General features: G+C 40.2%; 15 protein-coding genes. 3 read left to right on the top strand and 12 right to left on the bottom strand.

Translation table 11 applies throughout. The annotated features are described in order from the left end of the window. Positions 1-624 precede the first annotated feature (624 nt). Positions 625-972, bottom strand: a complete 348-nt coding sequence (locus RMY00_RS03520) for a carbon dioxide-concentrating mechanism protein CcmK (protein WP_109011757.1) — start codon at positions 970-972, stop codon at positions 625-627. A gap of 87 nt (positions 973-1059) precedes the next feature. Beyond that, complete coding sequence (locus RMY00_RS03515) at positions 1060-1371, bottom strand: BMC domain-containing protein (protein WP_322646219.1); 312 nt, start codon at positions 1369-1371, stop codon at positions 1060-1062. A 325-nt stretch (positions 1372-1696) separates the two neighbouring features. Between RMY00_RS03515 and RMY00_RS03510 the strand changes: the two genes are divergently transcribed. Further along, positions 1697-2584 carry an alpha/beta hydrolase gene (locus tag RMY00_RS03510; RefSeq protein ID WP_322646218.1) on the top strand — a complete coding sequence of 296 codons (888 nt, stop codon included), beginning with the start codon at positions 1697-1699 and terminating at the stop codon, positions 2582-2584. Positions 2585-2880: 296 nt separating this feature from the next. On the opposite strand, the gene RMY00_RS03505 is transcribed toward RMY00_RS03510, so the two are convergent. From RMY00_RS03505 to RMY00_RS03495, 3 genes are read right to left on the bottom strand one after another with little or no spacing between them, the layout of a single operon-like run. Then, entirely contained in the window at positions 2881-3270 is a 390-nt protein-coding gene (locus RMY00_RS03505; protein ID WP_322646217.1) for a tautomerase family protein, read from the bottom strand. Between the two features lie 28 nt (positions 3271-3298). Further along, complete coding sequence (locus tag RMY00_RS03500) at positions 3299-4045, bottom strand: hypothetical protein (protein WP_322646216.1); 747 nt, start codon at positions 4043-4045, stop codon at positions 3299-3301. A gap of 2 nt (positions 4046-4047) precedes the next feature. Continuing rightward, positions 4048-4680: a ParA family protein gene (locus RMY00_RS03495; RefSeq protein WP_322646215.1), complete on the bottom strand. Its 633-nt coding sequence runs from the start codon at positions 4678-4680 to the stop codon at positions 4048-4050. Between the two features lie 283 nt (positions 4681-4963). Here RMY00_RS03495 and RMY00_RS03490 point away from each other — a divergent pair, with 283 nt between their 5' ends. Continuing rightward, positions 4964-6355: a cytochrome P450 gene (locus RMY00_RS03490; protein ID WP_322646416.1), complete on the top strand. Its 1392-nt coding sequence runs from the start codon at positions 4964-4966 to the stop codon at positions 6353-6355. 408 nt (positions 6356-6763) lie between these two features. On the opposite strand, the gene RMY00_RS03485 is transcribed toward RMY00_RS03490, so the two are convergent. From RMY00_RS03485 to upp, 3 genes are all read right to left on the bottom strand, one after another. Next, a complete protein-coding gene (locus RMY00_RS03485) occupies positions 6764-7033 on the bottom strand; it encodes a YggT family protein (protein WP_322646214.1) in 270 nt (89 codons plus the stop codon). Positions 7034-7160: 127 nt separating this feature from the next. After that, positions 7161-7514 (bottom strand): hypothetical protein, encoded by a 354-nt coding sequence (locus RMY00_RS03480; RefSeq protein ID WP_322646415.1) that lies wholly within the window; start codon positions 7512-7514, stop codon positions 7161-7163. A 75-nt stretch (positions 7515-7589) separates the two neighbouring features. Further along, complete coding sequence (gene upp / locus RMY00_RS03475; protein WP_322646213.1) at positions 7590-8240, bottom strand: uracil phosphoribosyltransferase; 651 nt, start codon at positions 8238-8240, stop codon at positions 7590-7592. A 352-nt stretch (positions 8241-8592) separates the two neighbouring features. Here upp and crtH point away from each other — a divergent pair, with 352 nt between their 5' ends. Then, a complete protein-coding gene (crtH, locus tag RMY00_RS03470) occupies positions 8593-10083 on the top strand; it encodes a carotenoid isomerase (RefSeq protein ID WP_322646212.1) in 1491 nt (496 codons plus the stop codon). A gap of 37 nt (positions 10084-10120) precedes the next feature. Here the strand turns inward: crtH and purT are convergent, their stop codons facing one another. The 4 genes from purT to RMY00_RS03450 form a co-directional block, all read right to left on the bottom strand. After that, complete coding sequence (gene purT / locus RMY00_RS03465; RefSeq protein ID WP_322646211.1) at positions 10121-11284, bottom strand: formate-dependent phosphoribosylglycinamide formyltransferase; 1164 nt, start codon at positions 11282-11284, stop codon at positions 10121-10123. Between the two features lie 65 nt (positions 11285-11349). Continuing rightward, positions 11350-11832, bottom strand: a complete 483-nt coding sequence (locus RMY00_RS03460) for a pentapeptide repeat-containing protein (protein WP_322646210.1) — start codon at positions 11830-11832, stop codon at positions 11350-11352. Between the two features lie 156 nt (positions 11833-11988). After that, a complete protein-coding gene (locus RMY00_RS03455; RefSeq protein ID WP_322646209.1) occupies positions 11989-13746 on the bottom strand; it encodes an ABC transporter permease subunit in 1758 nt (585 codons plus the stop codon). Between the two features lie 41 nt (positions 13747-13787). Next, on the bottom strand, positions 13788-14738 hold the full coding sequence (locus RMY00_RS03450) for an ABC transporter ATP-binding protein (protein WP_322646414.1): 951 nt from the start codon (positions 14736-14738) through the stop codon (positions 13788-13790). Between the last annotated feature and the right edge of the window lie 181 nt (positions 14739-14919).

Raw genomic sequence — 14919 nt, 5'->3', positions numbered from 1 at the left:
GAAATCTGTCTACAGTGGCAGAGATAAACCTTTGCGCGAGGTGGGTTGAGGAAATCTGAACATTTTGTAACCAAGTCGAGAACGAATCTAAATTTAACTCAATGTCAGGCGAATTTCACCCGTATAAGTTTTAAGGCTCTACAAGCCCTTACCTAGAAAATACTTGGTTATATTAAACCTCAGTATATTTTTGGTAAACCATTATATAAAGTTATATAAACCTTAAATAAATTCTTGGATAAATATTATCGCTAGAGCCTGGGATCAGATCCAGTATTCCACATGGCTGAGTCTACGCTATTCTGGATAGAAAGGATTAATACGTCAATTTATCCTTTCTAAACTAGTTTCATTCATAACAATGCCTCTAACATTGGCAAGTTATTCTTACAAATTTTATATTTTTAAAAATCAATAGTCAACAGTCAATATTGATTTTGACTATTGACTTTGACTGTTGCTTTTCCTCTGCTTCAAAATTAAACTTATGTAGAATTTAAAAACATAAAGAATGCAATCCTTTAAACTTTTGATAGTCAGAAGTCTGACAAGAAACTTCTCTTTAAATTCATTAGTATGGGAATTTTTTGTTTTGACGTCCCCCGCAAAAGGTTGAATCTAAATCTATCGACTGTTTGATCTAACAATGGGATTTTCTACAGATTCTCGATAGCCTTGGACTTGTTCTGTATAAGCAATTGGTAGAACAGCTTCAACGTTTTCATGGGGACGAGGAATAATCACCCAGGATTCTAATGTACCGCCATAAACATTTTCGGCAGCTTCAACACCAGCAGCCATAGCGGCTTTTACTTCAGAAACATCACCACGAATATTAACTGTAAAGCGAGCGCTACCTACTCTGATATAACCAACGAGGGTGACTCGCCCAGCTTTTACCATAGCATCTGCTGCTGCTAGCACCGCAGGGAAACCTTTCGTTTCAAGTGCTCCAACTGCTTGTAATGACATTATTAATCTCCTGTATGAATAAACGATAGAGGGGGGCTACAAATTAATTGTACGAAGCTTCGCTCCAGATGTTGATAGCAAAATTGCTTAGAATATGCGGAAAGGTTCTGATTGTTCAGTGAAATGGATTGGTAATATAGTTTCCACATTTTCCGGGGGATTGGGAACGATGTAGTAGGTAATTACTGTACCAACCTTTACTTCCTCTCCAGCAGCGATTCCGGCTTCAACAGCTCTATTTACTTCAGAAACATGTCCCCGGACGGCGACTAACAAGCGGGCGCTTTCCGCTTGACCATAATACACAATTGTGACTGCGGCAGCTTTGACCATTGCATCTGCTGCGGCTAAAACACTAGGAAAACCTAAAGTTTCAATTACGCCAACGGCCATTGGCATGGTATTAGCTCCTAGATTAAGGGATAGGCGATTTTAATTGTACGTGGCTTTAGTCCCAATTTTGACATTTTAAAAAACTTTCTTTGATTTCATAATTTTTGAGGGAATGGGGAGACGCGATTAATGGCGTCTGTACAATTAGGAGTTGGGAGACGCGATTAATGGCGTCTGTACAATTAGGAGCTAGGAGATAGAATGCTTTGAGAGTCTGTGGACTATGTTTTATATATTATAATTAAACTTTTTGCATGTTATTTTGTGTAATTTTGTTGTTTAACAAAATCAGCAATGGGTGAAAGCAAGCTAGTATGATAAACTTAAATTTATGTTTCCGAATTTTCTTCCTAAAACAGTTGGGCAACTGACAGAATCTGCCTCGATCGCACTAGCTCAAAGTATTCAAACAACTGCGATCACTACTCTTTTAATTAATCAACCAATTACTACAACATTCGTCAAAGAAGGGAGTGGTGGAACTCCTATTTTATTAATTCACGGCTTTGATAGTTCTGTATTAGAATTTAGGCGACTTTTACCATTATTATCTGGACATAATGAAACTTGGGCGGTAGATTTGTTAGGTTTTGGGTTTACAGATAGACTCCCAGGAATTGCCTATAGCCCAACTGCTATTAAAACCCATCTTTATTATTTCTGGAAAAGTCTGATTAACCAACCTGTAATTTTGGTAGGCGCTTCGATGGGGGGTGCGACTGCAATTGATTTTACATTGACTTACCCGGAAGTAGTAAAAAAGTTAGTGTTAATTGATAGTGCTGGGTTGGCGGATGGTTCCCCATTGAGCAAATTCATGTTTCCCCCATTTGATTATTTAGCAACTCAGTTTTTAAGTAATTTGAAAGTGCGCGATCGCGTTTCCCGCATTGGATATAAAAATCAAAGTCTTGCTTCTGTCGATGCGCTGTGTTGTGGCGCATTACATCTACAAATGCCGAGTTGGCATAAAGCTTTGATTGCTTTCACTAAAAGTGGTGGTTACAGTGCTTTTAGATTTAAGAAAATATCACAAATTATGCAACAAACGCTAATTTTATGGGGTGATTCCGATAAAATTTTGGGTACTAGAGATGCCATGAGATTTAAAAGAGCAATTCCACACAGTACCCTTGTCTGGATTCAAGATTGTGGTCATCTCCCACACTTGGAACAACCACAAATCACCGCACAGCATATTTTAGACTTTCGAGTTTAAAGATAGCCCAACTCTCAAATAATTTTTCTGTAACCCTAATCTGGAAAGTTTTTTATCTGTTGCTAATTCCTTCTGTCATAGCTAGTATTTTATCTTTAATCGTGTTGCTTTCGCAGAATTGTAGATAATGTAGCAGCTAGAGAGATGGTAAATTTATCTTACAAAAAGACAGCAGTTTATTAGACATCTCCGAAAAAAAGACGTAGCATTGCTAAGTCTTTACAAGGGTTCTGAATGAGGCATATTTTATTTCTGGAGATGTCTATTGTAATGCCCGCCCTACAAGCTGCAAAGATTTACACTTGCACTTGGTAATCTAGATTTAATTCATCTCCTGTTGTTCCTCGGATACCCCAGTTGTGTTTTGGAGTTTCTGTAATGGTGATTTCTATATCTATAGGTGCAATTGCAACTTGCTCAGATAAACGGGAAAACAACAACCTAATTAGTTTCTTTTTTGTTTCAATAGTGCGTCCCTCAAACATACTAATCTCAATAATGATGTATTTTTCTGAACGTCCGACGGGATAGATGAAATCATCGGGTTCGAGAGGAAAGAAGCGATGGGCACGCTTGTCTTGAGGATATACTAGAGCTTCAACAACACAAGAATGAATTGCGTCAGAAATGGCACTGCGAGAATGACGTATAAATGAAGCAGTGCCATAGATTTTAATTTGTACCATTAACCTTTATCTAACTGATGAACTGGTTCTAGTCAAGTAACCACATCTCATTAGAAGTCTCAGGATACTCATTTGGTTGATTTTGTGGTTGATTTTGAGCTAGTGGTTGCGATGACCGATGTGATTTTTTGTAGTTAAGTGGATTGTAGTGTTCTTTTACTGGTTTTATAGCACTACTTTCTTTTACAACACTACCAGCATACTGATCTGGTTGATTTTGAGCTAGTCTTTCTGATGAAAGATGTGATTTTTTGTAGTTATATGGATTGTAGTGTTCTTTTACGGGTTTTATAGCACTAGTTTCTTCTACAGCTACAGCTAGTTTAGAATTATCTTCTGCTGTTTGTTTTAAAGCATTAATTTCTTCTATAAGCTTAGAATTCGCTTCTGCGAGTTGCAGTGCTGTTTTTTTGGTTTCTTCAAGTTCTTTTGTAACCTGTTGCACTAAGGATTTATGTTCGGATGCTAATGTTTTTTGTTTAGATAATTTTGATTGCAAATCAGCAATTTCTTGCCCAAGAGATGCTTCGTTTTGATGGCTTTTTTCCAGATTAGCAGTCAACTCTTTGACAATTGCTTCTAATTCAGCCTTAGTTGGAGTTGTGCGCTTAGTAGAATTTGGCTCAGGTGTTTGTGCTGAGGATTCTTCATCTGATGAAGCTTGTTCTTCGGCAATTTTTTCTGCTGTAATTTCGATCGCAGATTCCCCTTCGGGGGGTGTAAATTTTTGCGCCTCTTCTTGTAGTAAGTCAGAGAGACTTTGTTTCCTAGCCATTATTATTTTCTCCAATCACGCTGTAATTCATCAGCTGCACGGCGGTAGTCTAACTCCGCCTCCCGTGCATTACTTCCTCGCCATTGACTAATCGCTACACCCTCAAGTGCCGCTCGTTCATGAGCCTTATAAGCACGGATAAAGGTATTACAAGCAGGAATACCTAATCGAGTCAGAGTGTTTTTTGCTTCTACTGCTTCCCCCATACTGCGCGTATCCACTTTGGTAAGCAGTACCCGATGAGGAGTTCCCACGGGGATGACGGCTTGCTTGACTGTTTCCACTAGGATAGCTAAATCCATTGCGGCTGGGGGTGTAGGCAAAACTAGATAATCTGCGATCGCAACTACCGCCACTAATGCTTCAGAGCGCAGCGCGGGAGGCGTATCTACTACTACTAAATCGTAACCTGTTATCTTTTGTAAATCACCTAAAAGTGTGGGATCTGTTTCTTGAGATAAATCAAATCCCATTCCCTGCTGACTGCGCCCAAACCACCAACTGGCAGAACCTTGAATATCTGCGTCAATCAACAGTACCTTTTTTTTCTTCGCAAAGTTTGCAGCCAGATTGACTGCGGTGGTCGTTTTACCGACTCCTCCTTTACCGTTAAGAATAGCGATGATTTTTGGCACTGCTTTAGCTAGGAAAAGGGAGTGGGGAGTGGGAAGTAGGGAGTAGGGAAGAAATCTTTTTCATTTTTGGTTGTGGGATTTTTTAATTATGGACTGACTTGAAAGAGTGTTGAGTACTGAGTTACTTATTAAAAGTTATTAGTTATTATCCTTCTCTTCCACTTTTTACTCCCTACTCCCTACTTCTTACTCCCCCATGATGAATATACCGCTTTATGTGGGCCTCAAGAACATGAAAACTCGTAACAATAAAATTCAGAAGCCATCAATTCCCCAAACTCCAATGACAGCAACTTACAATTTGCCTGATGGGCCTCAAATGCCGCGCTGGCTGCGGATGATCAAGTTTATTGGTCAGCCTATAAAATATGTGGATGATTTTGCCAAAATCTATGGTGACACTTTTACCATCAGGAGTAGTCGCTCTGATAACCATCTTGTGTACTTTAGTCAACCCCAAGCGCTTGAGCAGATTTTTAATGCTAATTCTAGCTATTTTGAGGTTGGCAGGGGGAACATAGGACTAAAATTTTTGCTTGGCGATCGCTCTTTTATGTTAGCGGATGGCGATCGCCACCAGCGCCAACGGCAACTACTAACTCCTCCTTTTCATGGCGAAAGGATGCGAGCTTATGGTCAGGAGATCCAAAAAATAACCCGACAGGTGAGTAGTGAATGGCAAATTGGCAAGCCTTTTAAAATCCGCGAATCGATGCAAGAAATCACCTTGCGTGTTATCCTGCGGGTTGTATTTGGTTTAAATGAGGGAGAGCTTTTTGAGTCACTAAGGCGATCGCTAAGTGACTTACTAGACTTCATCAGTTCGCCTGTAATGTCTAGTGCCTTCTTTTTCAGATTCATGCAAAAAGATTTCGGTGCCTGGAGTCCGTGGGGCCGGATTCTGCAACAACGGCAAAAAATTGATCAACTTATTTATGCTTTGCTTCGAGAACGTCGGGCACAATCCGAGCAAAATCGTCAAGATATCCTAAGTTTGATGATGGCTGCTCGTTACGACGATGGTCAAGGGATGTCAGATGAAGAATTACACGATGAGTTGATGACGCTGCTAGTTGCAGGACATGAAACTACTGCTTCTGCATTGACATGGGCTTTTTACTGGATTGACCATTTACCTGAGGTGCGTGAAAAGTTGCTACAGGAACTCAATACGATTGGAGTTAACCCCGATTTGAGTAGTGTAGCTAAATTGCCCTATTTGACAGCAGTGTGCCAAGAAACATTGCGAATTTACCCAATTGCCATGACTGCTTTCGTGCGGGTTGTGAAGACCCCAATTAAAATTATGGGCTACGAATTGCTACAAGGGACAGCAATAATTCCTAGTATTTATTTAGCGCATCATCGAGAAGAAGTTTACCCACAATCCAAGCAGTTCAAACCAGAACGTTTTTTAGAAAGACAATATTCACCTTATGAATATTTCCCCTTTGGTGGCGGTAATCGTCGCTGTATTGGGATGGCATTTGCCCAGTATGAAATGAAAATCGTCTTGGCAACTATTTTGTCAGAATTTCAAGTATCGCTAGTGAACAAACGTCCTGTGCATCCTGTGCGGCGGGGCTTAACTATAGCTGCACCTGCCGGAATGCGGATGGTTGCTACACCTCAAGTTAAGCGTGCAAATACCGTTGCCACCTCTAGTTTAGGTTGATGTACTTAAGTGAAGCTATGCTGAATGCGATCGCTTTCATTCTCTCATAGTATGGGCAAACTAAATAATAGATTGCAAACGCGCTGAAGCTGCACTTTGTAACTCAATACAGTTCAGTTAAGGCTAAAACTCTTTGTCAAACTCAATTTTTTTAACGAACCGCCAAGGACGCCAAGGACGCAGAGAGAAGAAAGAAATGCTTAACTGAACTGTATTGCTTTATAACTGCCAAAAAAGCTTCTCGTTGCTGATTCAACAAAAGTTAATGGCAGTAATTGAATAGAGGTTTGAATTTCTGTTTCTTCTCTATCTAAAAAAATTGTAGAGACGCTTTCACAATTGGCGTCTCTACAATTTTTCTTATTCGGGTACTAATCAAAATCCCTGTACAAATAGATGGCAGGCTAATTAATAAGGAATAGCTCTCAAAAAGTAGGTCAGAAAGCTGCCAGCTAAGTTGAGCGCGAAGAAAGCTAAGATTGGAGAAAAATCCATACCGCCTAATGGGGGAATAATTGAGCGGAATAGATTTAAATAAGGGTCGGTTATTTGGGCTAAAGCAGCAAATGGCTGATTATACCAGTTGATTTGCGGAAACCAGGTCAACAAAACCCGGATAATTAGCAAATAGCTATAAAAGGTGACAAAGGTAATTAGTGTCGTAATCAGTAAACTCATGGATAGCTTTGTTTCCTACTAAGTGTCAAACGCGGTCTTATCTTTTAATTTTAATTTAGTCCATGTCATGATGTTTGCGGATTTAGCACTTACCACACTTGACATTTTCACCACGCCTGAACAGACTTCAAGAGTCTTTAGTGAGGGAGCGATCATTGCTTGCTTGGGGTGAACCGCCATTAACATTTCCCAGTTGCTTTCGCACATCATCTATTGTGGCATTTAGCTGGGCAATTTTATCTTCTAGCGATCGCCTAGCCGTTTCTATGCCGATGCTCTCGCTTTCTGAGGCTTTCATTTGACGCCGCTTTGCTGCTATTTTTTTCGCTTCGGCTTGGCTATCCGTCAGTTCTGTCTCCTCCTCTGCTAGCAATTCTGGATTGCGTCGAGAAGCAATCAGTGCCCCGATAACACCGCCAAATACGCCACCGACAAATGCCCCTGCGACGAAACCACTGCCAAAACCATCTCGTTGACTCATATCTTTACCGCCTTCAACAAACCTTGCAACTTTTACAGTAGTTATGCTATTTTCCTGCCCTAGCTGCATACTAGCTTAAGTCCCAAAGATGCGATCGCCTGCATCTCCCAATCCCGGTACAATATACCCCTTGTTATTAAGTTTTTCGTCAATAGTCGCCGTGTAAATTATTAAACCTGGATAAGCTGCACTCAGTTTTTGCAAAGCTGGTGCAGCCGCCACCACGCAGACAATCCGGGTCAAGGTCGGATCGGCACCCCGTTGTGTCAATTCTGCCATTAACGCCATGATCGACCCCCCTGTTGCCAACATCGGATCGGTAATTAACACTCGTGTTTCGGGGTCAAATTTTTCTGGTAACTTGTTCAGATAACAATGAGGTTGCAGTGTTTCTTCGTCTCGCACCAAACCATAATGGTAAATAGAAGCTAAAGGCAGTAAAGTCTGCGCTCCTTCAAGTAATCCTAGTCCAGCCCGTAGAATCGGTACTACTGCCACTGGTATTTGCGGATCAATTACGGTTGCTGAACAAGTATCCAAGGGACTCTGCACCGTCGTTTCTTGGGTTGGCAACCAGTCTCGCGCAGCTTCATAAGTCAGCCATCTTCCCAACTCAGTCATGGCACTGCGAAATAACACTGAAGGTGTGCCTGCATCACGGGCAACTGCCAGCCAGTGTTTGATTAGGGGATGGGGTGGAACATAAACCCGCAATTGTAGCGTCATAGCCAGAAATAAGGGCTTTTTTATTGTATAAGAACTGAAAACACCATAATACTCTTTCCTGCATCCGGCTGACAGCTGATAATTAACGCTATCAATTTTATTGACAAATTTTTTCATTAATAGTTGACATTAATTCTCAATCAAGGCTATATTGTTATACAGTGTTCTCCTCTCTTTTAAGGATCGGCAAACGGGATTAGCCAGCAGCAGCAGGCTCGTCCCTCTTTTTTTTGATTAGTCATTGGTCATTTATCATTAGTTAAATTAAATATTGACTCTAGACAACGGACAAATACTTCTCTACGAGAGGCTACCCTTTAGCGATACGCTCAGTACAAAGGACAAATGACAAATGACAAATGACGCGATCGTGATTGGGTCTGGGATTGGCGGATTAGTAACAGCAACCCAGTTAGCAGCTAAGGGAGCGAAAGTGCTCGTACTGGAACGTTATTTGATTCCAGGTGGGAGCGCTGGTTATTTTGAACGCCAAGGCTATCGATTTGATGTTGGCGCATCGATGATTTTTGGGCTGGGACAAAACGGCACTACTAATCTACTTACCCGCGCTTTGTCAGCCGTGAATGTTAGCCAAGAAGCGATCGCAGATCCGGTACAGATTCATTATCATTTACCCAAAGGTTTAAACCTGAAGGTTGACCGGGTTTATGAAAAATTTTTGCAAAATCTTATTGCTCATTTTCCCCATGAAGACCAGGGGATTCGTCGCTTTTATGACGAATGCCAAAAAGTATTTAAGTGTCTCAACAGCATGGATTTGCTGTCGCTGGAAGAACCTCGGTATTTACTGCGGGTATTTTTCCAACATCCTTTAGCGTGTCTTGGTTTAGCTAAGTATCTGCCCCAAAACGCCGGGGACGTGGCGCGACGCTACATTAAAGACCCGCAATTATTGAAATTTATCGATATGGAGTGTTATTGCTGGTCGGTGGTTCCAGCAGACATGACACCAATGATTAATGCTGGGATGGTCTTTTCTGACAGGCATTATGGCGGAGTTAATTATCCTAAAGGCGGGGTGGGACAAATTGCCCAAAAACTGGTGGAAGGTCTAGAGAAGGCTGGAGGTAAGATTCAGTATCAAGCTAGAGTCACGAAAATTCTCACAGAACAGGGAAAAGCGGTAGGTGTGCAACTAGCTAATGGTAAAGTATATCGCGGTAAACGCATAGTTTCTAATGCTACACGCTGGGATACGTTTGAACAATTATTATCGGTAGAAGAAATGCCACATAATGAGAAAAAATGGCAACAAAATTATCAAAAATCTCCAAGCTTCTTGAGTTTGCACATTGGGGTAAAAAAGTCAGTTTTACCTGCGGCGACAGAGTGCCACCATATTTTTCTAGAAGATTGGGAAAAGATGACAGCAGCAGAAGGTACTGTTTTCGTTTCGATTCCTACATTGCTTGATCCAGATTTAGCACCAAATGGATACCACATCATTCACGCATTTACGCCTCATTGGATAGATGATTGGAAAAAACTCTCTCCGAGTGAGTACGAAGCGAAGAAAGAAGAGGCGGCTTGGCGAATTATTGATCGCCTAGAAAAGATTTTTCCCGGGTTAGATGCTGGATTGGATTACCTGGAAGTGGGGACACCCCGCACCCATCGCCGCTTTTTGGGTCGTCAGGATGGCACTTATGGGCCAATTCCCCAGCGCAAGTTGTGGGGGTTATTGAATATGCCCTTTAATCGCACAGCTATTCCAGGACTTTATTGTGTAGGGGATAGTACTTTTCCGGGTCAAGGGTTGAATGCAGTAGCTTTTTCTGGGTTTGCTTGCGCCCATCGCATTGCCGTAGATTTAGGATTTTAACGCCATAGGTTTGGATTATTTTTGAATCGATATTAGATTAGATAATTGTGATTTTATTGGCTGCTTTCGTGGCTTTTTCCCTAGCCTCTTCGACATTATCACCCTTCGCCAAAGCTACGCCCATTCGCCTATATGGATGAGCAGTAGGTTTACCAAATAATCTAATATCTACATCTTTTTCTGACAAAGCATCGGCTACACCACTAAAAGCAATAGAATCAGATTTTTCTGAAGCTAAAATTACCGCGCTGGCTGATGCTCCTAGCAGTTCTATATGAGGAATTGGCAAGCCTAAAATTGCTCGCAGATGTAATTCAAATTCATTTAAATTTTGTGAAATTAATGTCACCATTCCTGTATCATGAGGTCTGGGAGAAAGTTCAGAAAAAATCACTTCATCTTTAGTAATGAAAAATTCAACGCCAAAAATTCCGGCTCCTCCTAACGCATCGGTGACTTTTATGGCTATTTCTTGAGCTTTTAATATCTTTTCTTCAGAAATTTCTGCGGGTTGCCACGATTCTTGATAATCTCCTCTTTCTTGGCGATGACCAATAGGAGAACAGAAAATAGTTGGTGCATTCCACTGTTTAATTGTTAGTAAAGTTATCTCAATTTCAAAGTTAATAAATTCTTCTACAATGACCTTTTGACTGTCTCCTCTAGAATTAGCGATCGCATAATTCCAAGCCTTCTCAATTTCACTCTCATCCTGCACTACAGACTGACCTTTGCCAGATGATGACATCACAGGTTTAACAACATTAGCAAACCCAATTTCATCAGAAACTGCAATCAATTCCTCTAGAGTTATTGCATAACCATATTTAGCCGTTCTAATGCCTAATTGTTGATGTGCTAGTTCCCGAATTCTATCGCGGTTCATTGTATAGTTCGTGGCCGCCGCAGTCGGTATAACTATAATCCCTCGCTGCTCAAATTCGATCAGCTTTTCTGTTCTGATTGCTTCAATTTCTGGTATAATAATATCTGGCTGATATTTTTTTACTACAGCTTCCAAATCATCAGTACTGAGCATAGAGATAATTTCATAAGCATCAGCAACTTGCATAGCTGGAGCATTGGCGTAGCGGTCAACGGCAATCACATAATTACCAAGACGTTGAGCTGCGATCGCAAATTCTTTGCCTAGTTCTCCTGAACCTAGCAACATCAATTTTTGAGGCAACTTAATACTCATTAACTTCTCCAAATCAATCTCAATTTAATAATCTTATAATCTTGTGTGTTTTAATTCTCATTTTCTCAAGAATTAAAGTTAGCACCGCGTAATTGTAAATCTTGACGTTGCAAATCATTTAAACCAGTACCTACGCCAAGCTGACACTTATCTACTAAAGCTTCTAACCAAATAGTTTCATTCAAAGTTGCGCCTCGTAAATCAGCATTTCTTAAATCGGCTTTCGTAAAATTTGCAAATAAGAGGTCTGCATTTACTAAACTGGTATTTTGCAGATTTGCTCCTGATAAATTTCCCCGAATGAAGTTTACCCCATCTAAAATTAAATTAGATAAATCTGCTCCTATAAGATTCGGAAATTTTAGCTGACTTGGATATTGGAAAAACCTTATCATACAGATAATATTTGCTTCATTTAGTCGTATTTTTGTGAGGAAATCATAACGAGCTATACCAAGTTGCTTAAGAATCTGTAGACGCTGTGAAGAACTTTGTTCTAAAAACTGAATGGCTGTATGGCGTAGGTCTTGAGTTGGTAGATTTAGCATTATTGTCAAATTATCATGATACTTATGCTAATGAAAAGTTTAACCTTAATGCAAGAACCCCGACTTCTCAAACAAATCGGGGTTCTAATAGATAATTACTTACCTGTTACAGCGCACGCTGTATTCATCTTGACTTTTGACTTCCGGCTTGCGATCCTAGCGTCTTGCTAACAGTGCCTTCGTTGCAGATTCGCCTGCCAATCTCACCTGTTTTGTTAACTGGAAGTTTAATAATGCTAGAACACTCAACTCAGCTAGGAATGCCATAAAAATTGTTGTTGCTCCAGAGTACTGTATTGCAGCCCAAGGAAAAGTTGAAAACAGCCATACAGTAGGATATTTCGACGAGGATATGCCAAGAAATCCTAGAATCATTGGTGGTAAGAACGATACCACGCCTATAGTACCTATTGCCCAGAAAGAACGTTTGGGAGTTTTCAGCAAAAGTATTAATTGGGCAATTGTAGCATAAATCATAATTATGCTGACAGACAAAGCTACAGCTAAAAGTAGTTTCAACCTGCCAAAATTGCTATTTAGCCAATTGTCTGTTTCCAAAACAGATGTAATTGAAATCCAGACTAGCAAAGGGATAATAATAATTGCCAGATTAATAGCGATCGCCACAAGCGCAGGGCTTTTTTCAGCCCAAATTAGATCCTGCCAAACACTCTTGCGACTAGAAAGTTCCTGATGCCGATATCTTGCCCAATCTTGTACATCTTGACGATGAGGCGAAAGAATAGCAATCAAACTAAAAATTAACCCCAAGTTGTATATTGCCAGAAAAATTAAATTTGGCTCATACTGTCCGTAATAGTTGGAATTATTTTGCCAATATTGTAAGCTAAATCCCCACATCATCACCTGACAAAAAGCTACTAATAAATAACTTTGTCCCTTGCTGATGATTGAAGCTTGAGGATTACGAAAGCAACGTTTGAGAGCTTGTAATATTCCATAACTGCATAATCCCAAGTTTAACAACTGGAAACTAATAACACTAACAATATTTTCCCCTAATGGTAAAAAGAAAAACTCTAACCTGTTTAGTTGAGAACCATTGTATACATGCAATAAGTGAGGAAATAAATAATTGATTGTATCCCAAGGAGCGAAAAGCCTTATCCAAGCAGTTGCATTATTTAAACCGTTGTTATAAGACGATGCAAATGCTATTGTTGTAAACAAGAAAAGCAAAACTGCGCCACTACCTAACCAAGGCTGAAAACCACTAAACCAACGGCTTACTAAACCAAATAGTAGTGCGGCACTGTAGAAGAAAAGACAACTGGCAACAAGAATTGCGTAGTAACTAAAAATGTAATTAAAAGCAATTTTGGCAGAACTGCCAGCCAACAAATGTAAAGGAACTGAAACTAAAATTACGAGATAAATTAAACTCGGTACTCCTAGCAATTTGCCAGTCAATATGCTTGTTTCTGATTGGGGGCTAAGACGGATGAAATTCAATGTCCCGCGACTTTCTTCTTTGGCTAAATCGTTAATTAGCAAATAAGTTCCTGCAACTAATAGTGTAAATACAAAAATTACACTAAATGTTAGGAATATATATTCCCAATGATCTCGCCACCACATTTGCCAATCAATTTGATTTTGAGGGCAAAAGTTATTTGAAAAAAAGTTATTTAAATCATAAATTTTATCTTGATCTAATTGCTGGTAAATCTGATTTTGTTGCCCTTGATATCCTTGACGCAAACGACAGTACGTGCCCATTAAGGAGTATTGATCATCAGGAAACTCGCGGAACTGATATACAAAGACTACGAGTTGTAGAAGTAAAGACGTAGCAACAGCGATCGCAACATTAAAAAATTTCAGCCGTCCTTTGAGTTCTCGCAATAGTTGCGGATTCCAATCGCCTATTTTATCTATTAAATTGGGCATCATAGGAAGAATTTCTCCAGAAATAAGTGATATTTATTGATGCATTAAGATGCTTGTTTGTGACCTAATTTTAAGAAAATAGTTTCTAAGTCTTCTTGGGTGCAGTGAAAATCGCTCAAGGGGATGTCTGCTTTAATAAGCGATCGCAACAACTCAGCACTATCTTCTTCTTTCCCTGAAAAATTCACCCGTACACTGTTTTTTCCTGATATTACCTCCCACTCTTCTACTAAATGGTGATGTTTCAATTCTCTTAAAAGTGTCTCTAGGTTTCCCAGAGTTGATATCACAATTTGCTGGTGCGAAAGACGTTGGTACAGTTGTTGTAAAGAGGTACTTTCTACCAAGAAGCCAAGTTCCATAATTCCCACAGATGTACACAGTTCCGCTAGATCACTGAGAACATGAGAAGAAATAATTACAGTCATCCCAGCATCTTGCAAAGCCTTAATGATTTCGCGGAAGTGCATCCTGGCAATGGGGTCAAGCCCAGAGACAGGCTCATCTAGTAGTAGTAAAATCGGTTCGTGGATAATGGTTCGCGCTAAACTTAAGCGCTGTTTCATCCCCCGCGACAAAGTAGAAATCTGGCTGTGACGTTTATTGCCAAGTTGGATGAGTTCTAAAACTTCATGTAAACGTTGAGTGCGACGTGGTTCTCTTAAACGATAGAGACGCGCAAAATAATCTAGGTAATTCCAGACTGTCAAATCTTCATATAGCGGGTAGTCATCGGGTAAGTAGCCTAAACGACGCTTCAGTTTGGGATTACTTTTGTCACGGAGTAAGCGATCGCCATTAATATAAATCTCACCCGTTGTTGGTTCCTCAGCAGTTGCCAACATTCGGATGAGAGTTGTTTTACCCGCGCCATTGGGCCCAATCAGTCCATATACTTCTCCCGCCTGGATTTCTAAATCCACATCATTGACAGCAACGTGTCTGTCAAATTGCTTAGTTAGTCCACGGGTGCAAATTGCTAATTCTTTTACCATCGCTGCTGGGGTGCGGCTTGTGATTAACACTTAACGTAACCTCTTTCTCCAACTTCTGTCAGGCTTGTTTCGGAAATTGAAACTGACTTTAAAGAAATGGGTGACATAAAAAAGTAGGTAAGGCGTATACCTTAACTACTTATTAATTCTTATTCTGCTATTTAGGAAATATTTACAAAGA

It is taken from the genome of Nostoc sp. ChiVER01 (genome assembly GCF_034531155.1).
Taxonomy (GTDB): Bacteria; Cyanobacteriota; Cyanobacteriia; order Cyanobacteriales; family Nostocaceae; genus Nostoc.
Note: the sequence above shows the minus strand (reverse complement) of the source record. Positions and strands in the feature narration are given on the sequence as shown.

Coding starts and splice junctions, on each gene's coding strand:
- RMY00_RS03515 (WP_322646219.1), bottom strand. CDS start 1,371: ATGCCAATGGCCGTTGGCGTAATTGAAACTTTAGGTTTTCCTAGTGTT.
- RMY00_RS03485 (WP_322646214.1), bottom strand. CDS start 7,033: ATGAGTTTACTGATTACGACACTAATTACCTTTGTCACCTTTTATAGC.
- RMY00_RS03510 (WP_322646218.1), top strand. CDS start 1,697: ATGTTTCCGAATTTTCTTCCTAAAACAGTTGGGCAACTGACAGAATCT.
- RMY00_RS03450 (WP_322646414.1), bottom strand. CDS start 14,738: ATGGTAAAAGAATTAGCAATTTGCACCCGTGGACTAACTAAGCAATTT.
- crtH (WP_322646212.1), top strand. CDS start 8,593: ATGACAAATGACGCGATCGTGATTGGGTCTGGGATTGGCGGATTAGTA.
- RMY00_RS03480 (WP_322646415.1), bottom strand. CDS start 7,514: ATGAGTCAACGAGATGGTTTTGGCAGTGGTTTCGTCGCAGGGGCATTT.
- RMY00_RS03490 (WP_322646416.1), top strand. CDS start 4,964: ATGACAGCAACTTACAATTTGCCTGATGGGCCTCAAATGCCGCGCTGG.
- RMY00_RS03505 (WP_322646217.1), bottom strand. CDS start 3,270: ATGGTACAAATTAAAATCTATGGCACTGCTTCATTTATACGTCATTCT.
- upp (WP_322646213.1), bottom strand. CDS start 8,240: ATGACGCTACAATTGCGGGTTTATGTTCCACCCCATCCCCTAATCAAA.
- RMY00_RS03520 (WP_109011757.1), bottom strand. CDS start 972: ATGTCATTACAAGCAGTTGGAGCACTTGAAACGAAAGGTTTCCCTGCG.
- RMY00_RS03460 (WP_322646210.1), bottom strand. CDS start 11,832: ATGCTAAATCTACCAACTCAAGACCTACGCCATACAGCCATTCAGTTT.
- RMY00_RS03455 (WP_322646209.1), bottom strand. CDS start 13,746: ATGATGCCCAATTTAATAGATAAAATAGGCGATTGGAATCCGCAACTA.
- RMY00_RS03500 (WP_322646216.1), bottom strand. CDS start 4,045: ATGGCTAGGAAACAAAGTCTCTCTGACTTACTACAAGAAGAGGCGCAA.
- purT (WP_322646211.1), bottom strand. CDS start 11,284: ATGAGTATTAAGTTGCCTCAAAAATTGATGTTGCTAGGTTCAGGAGAA.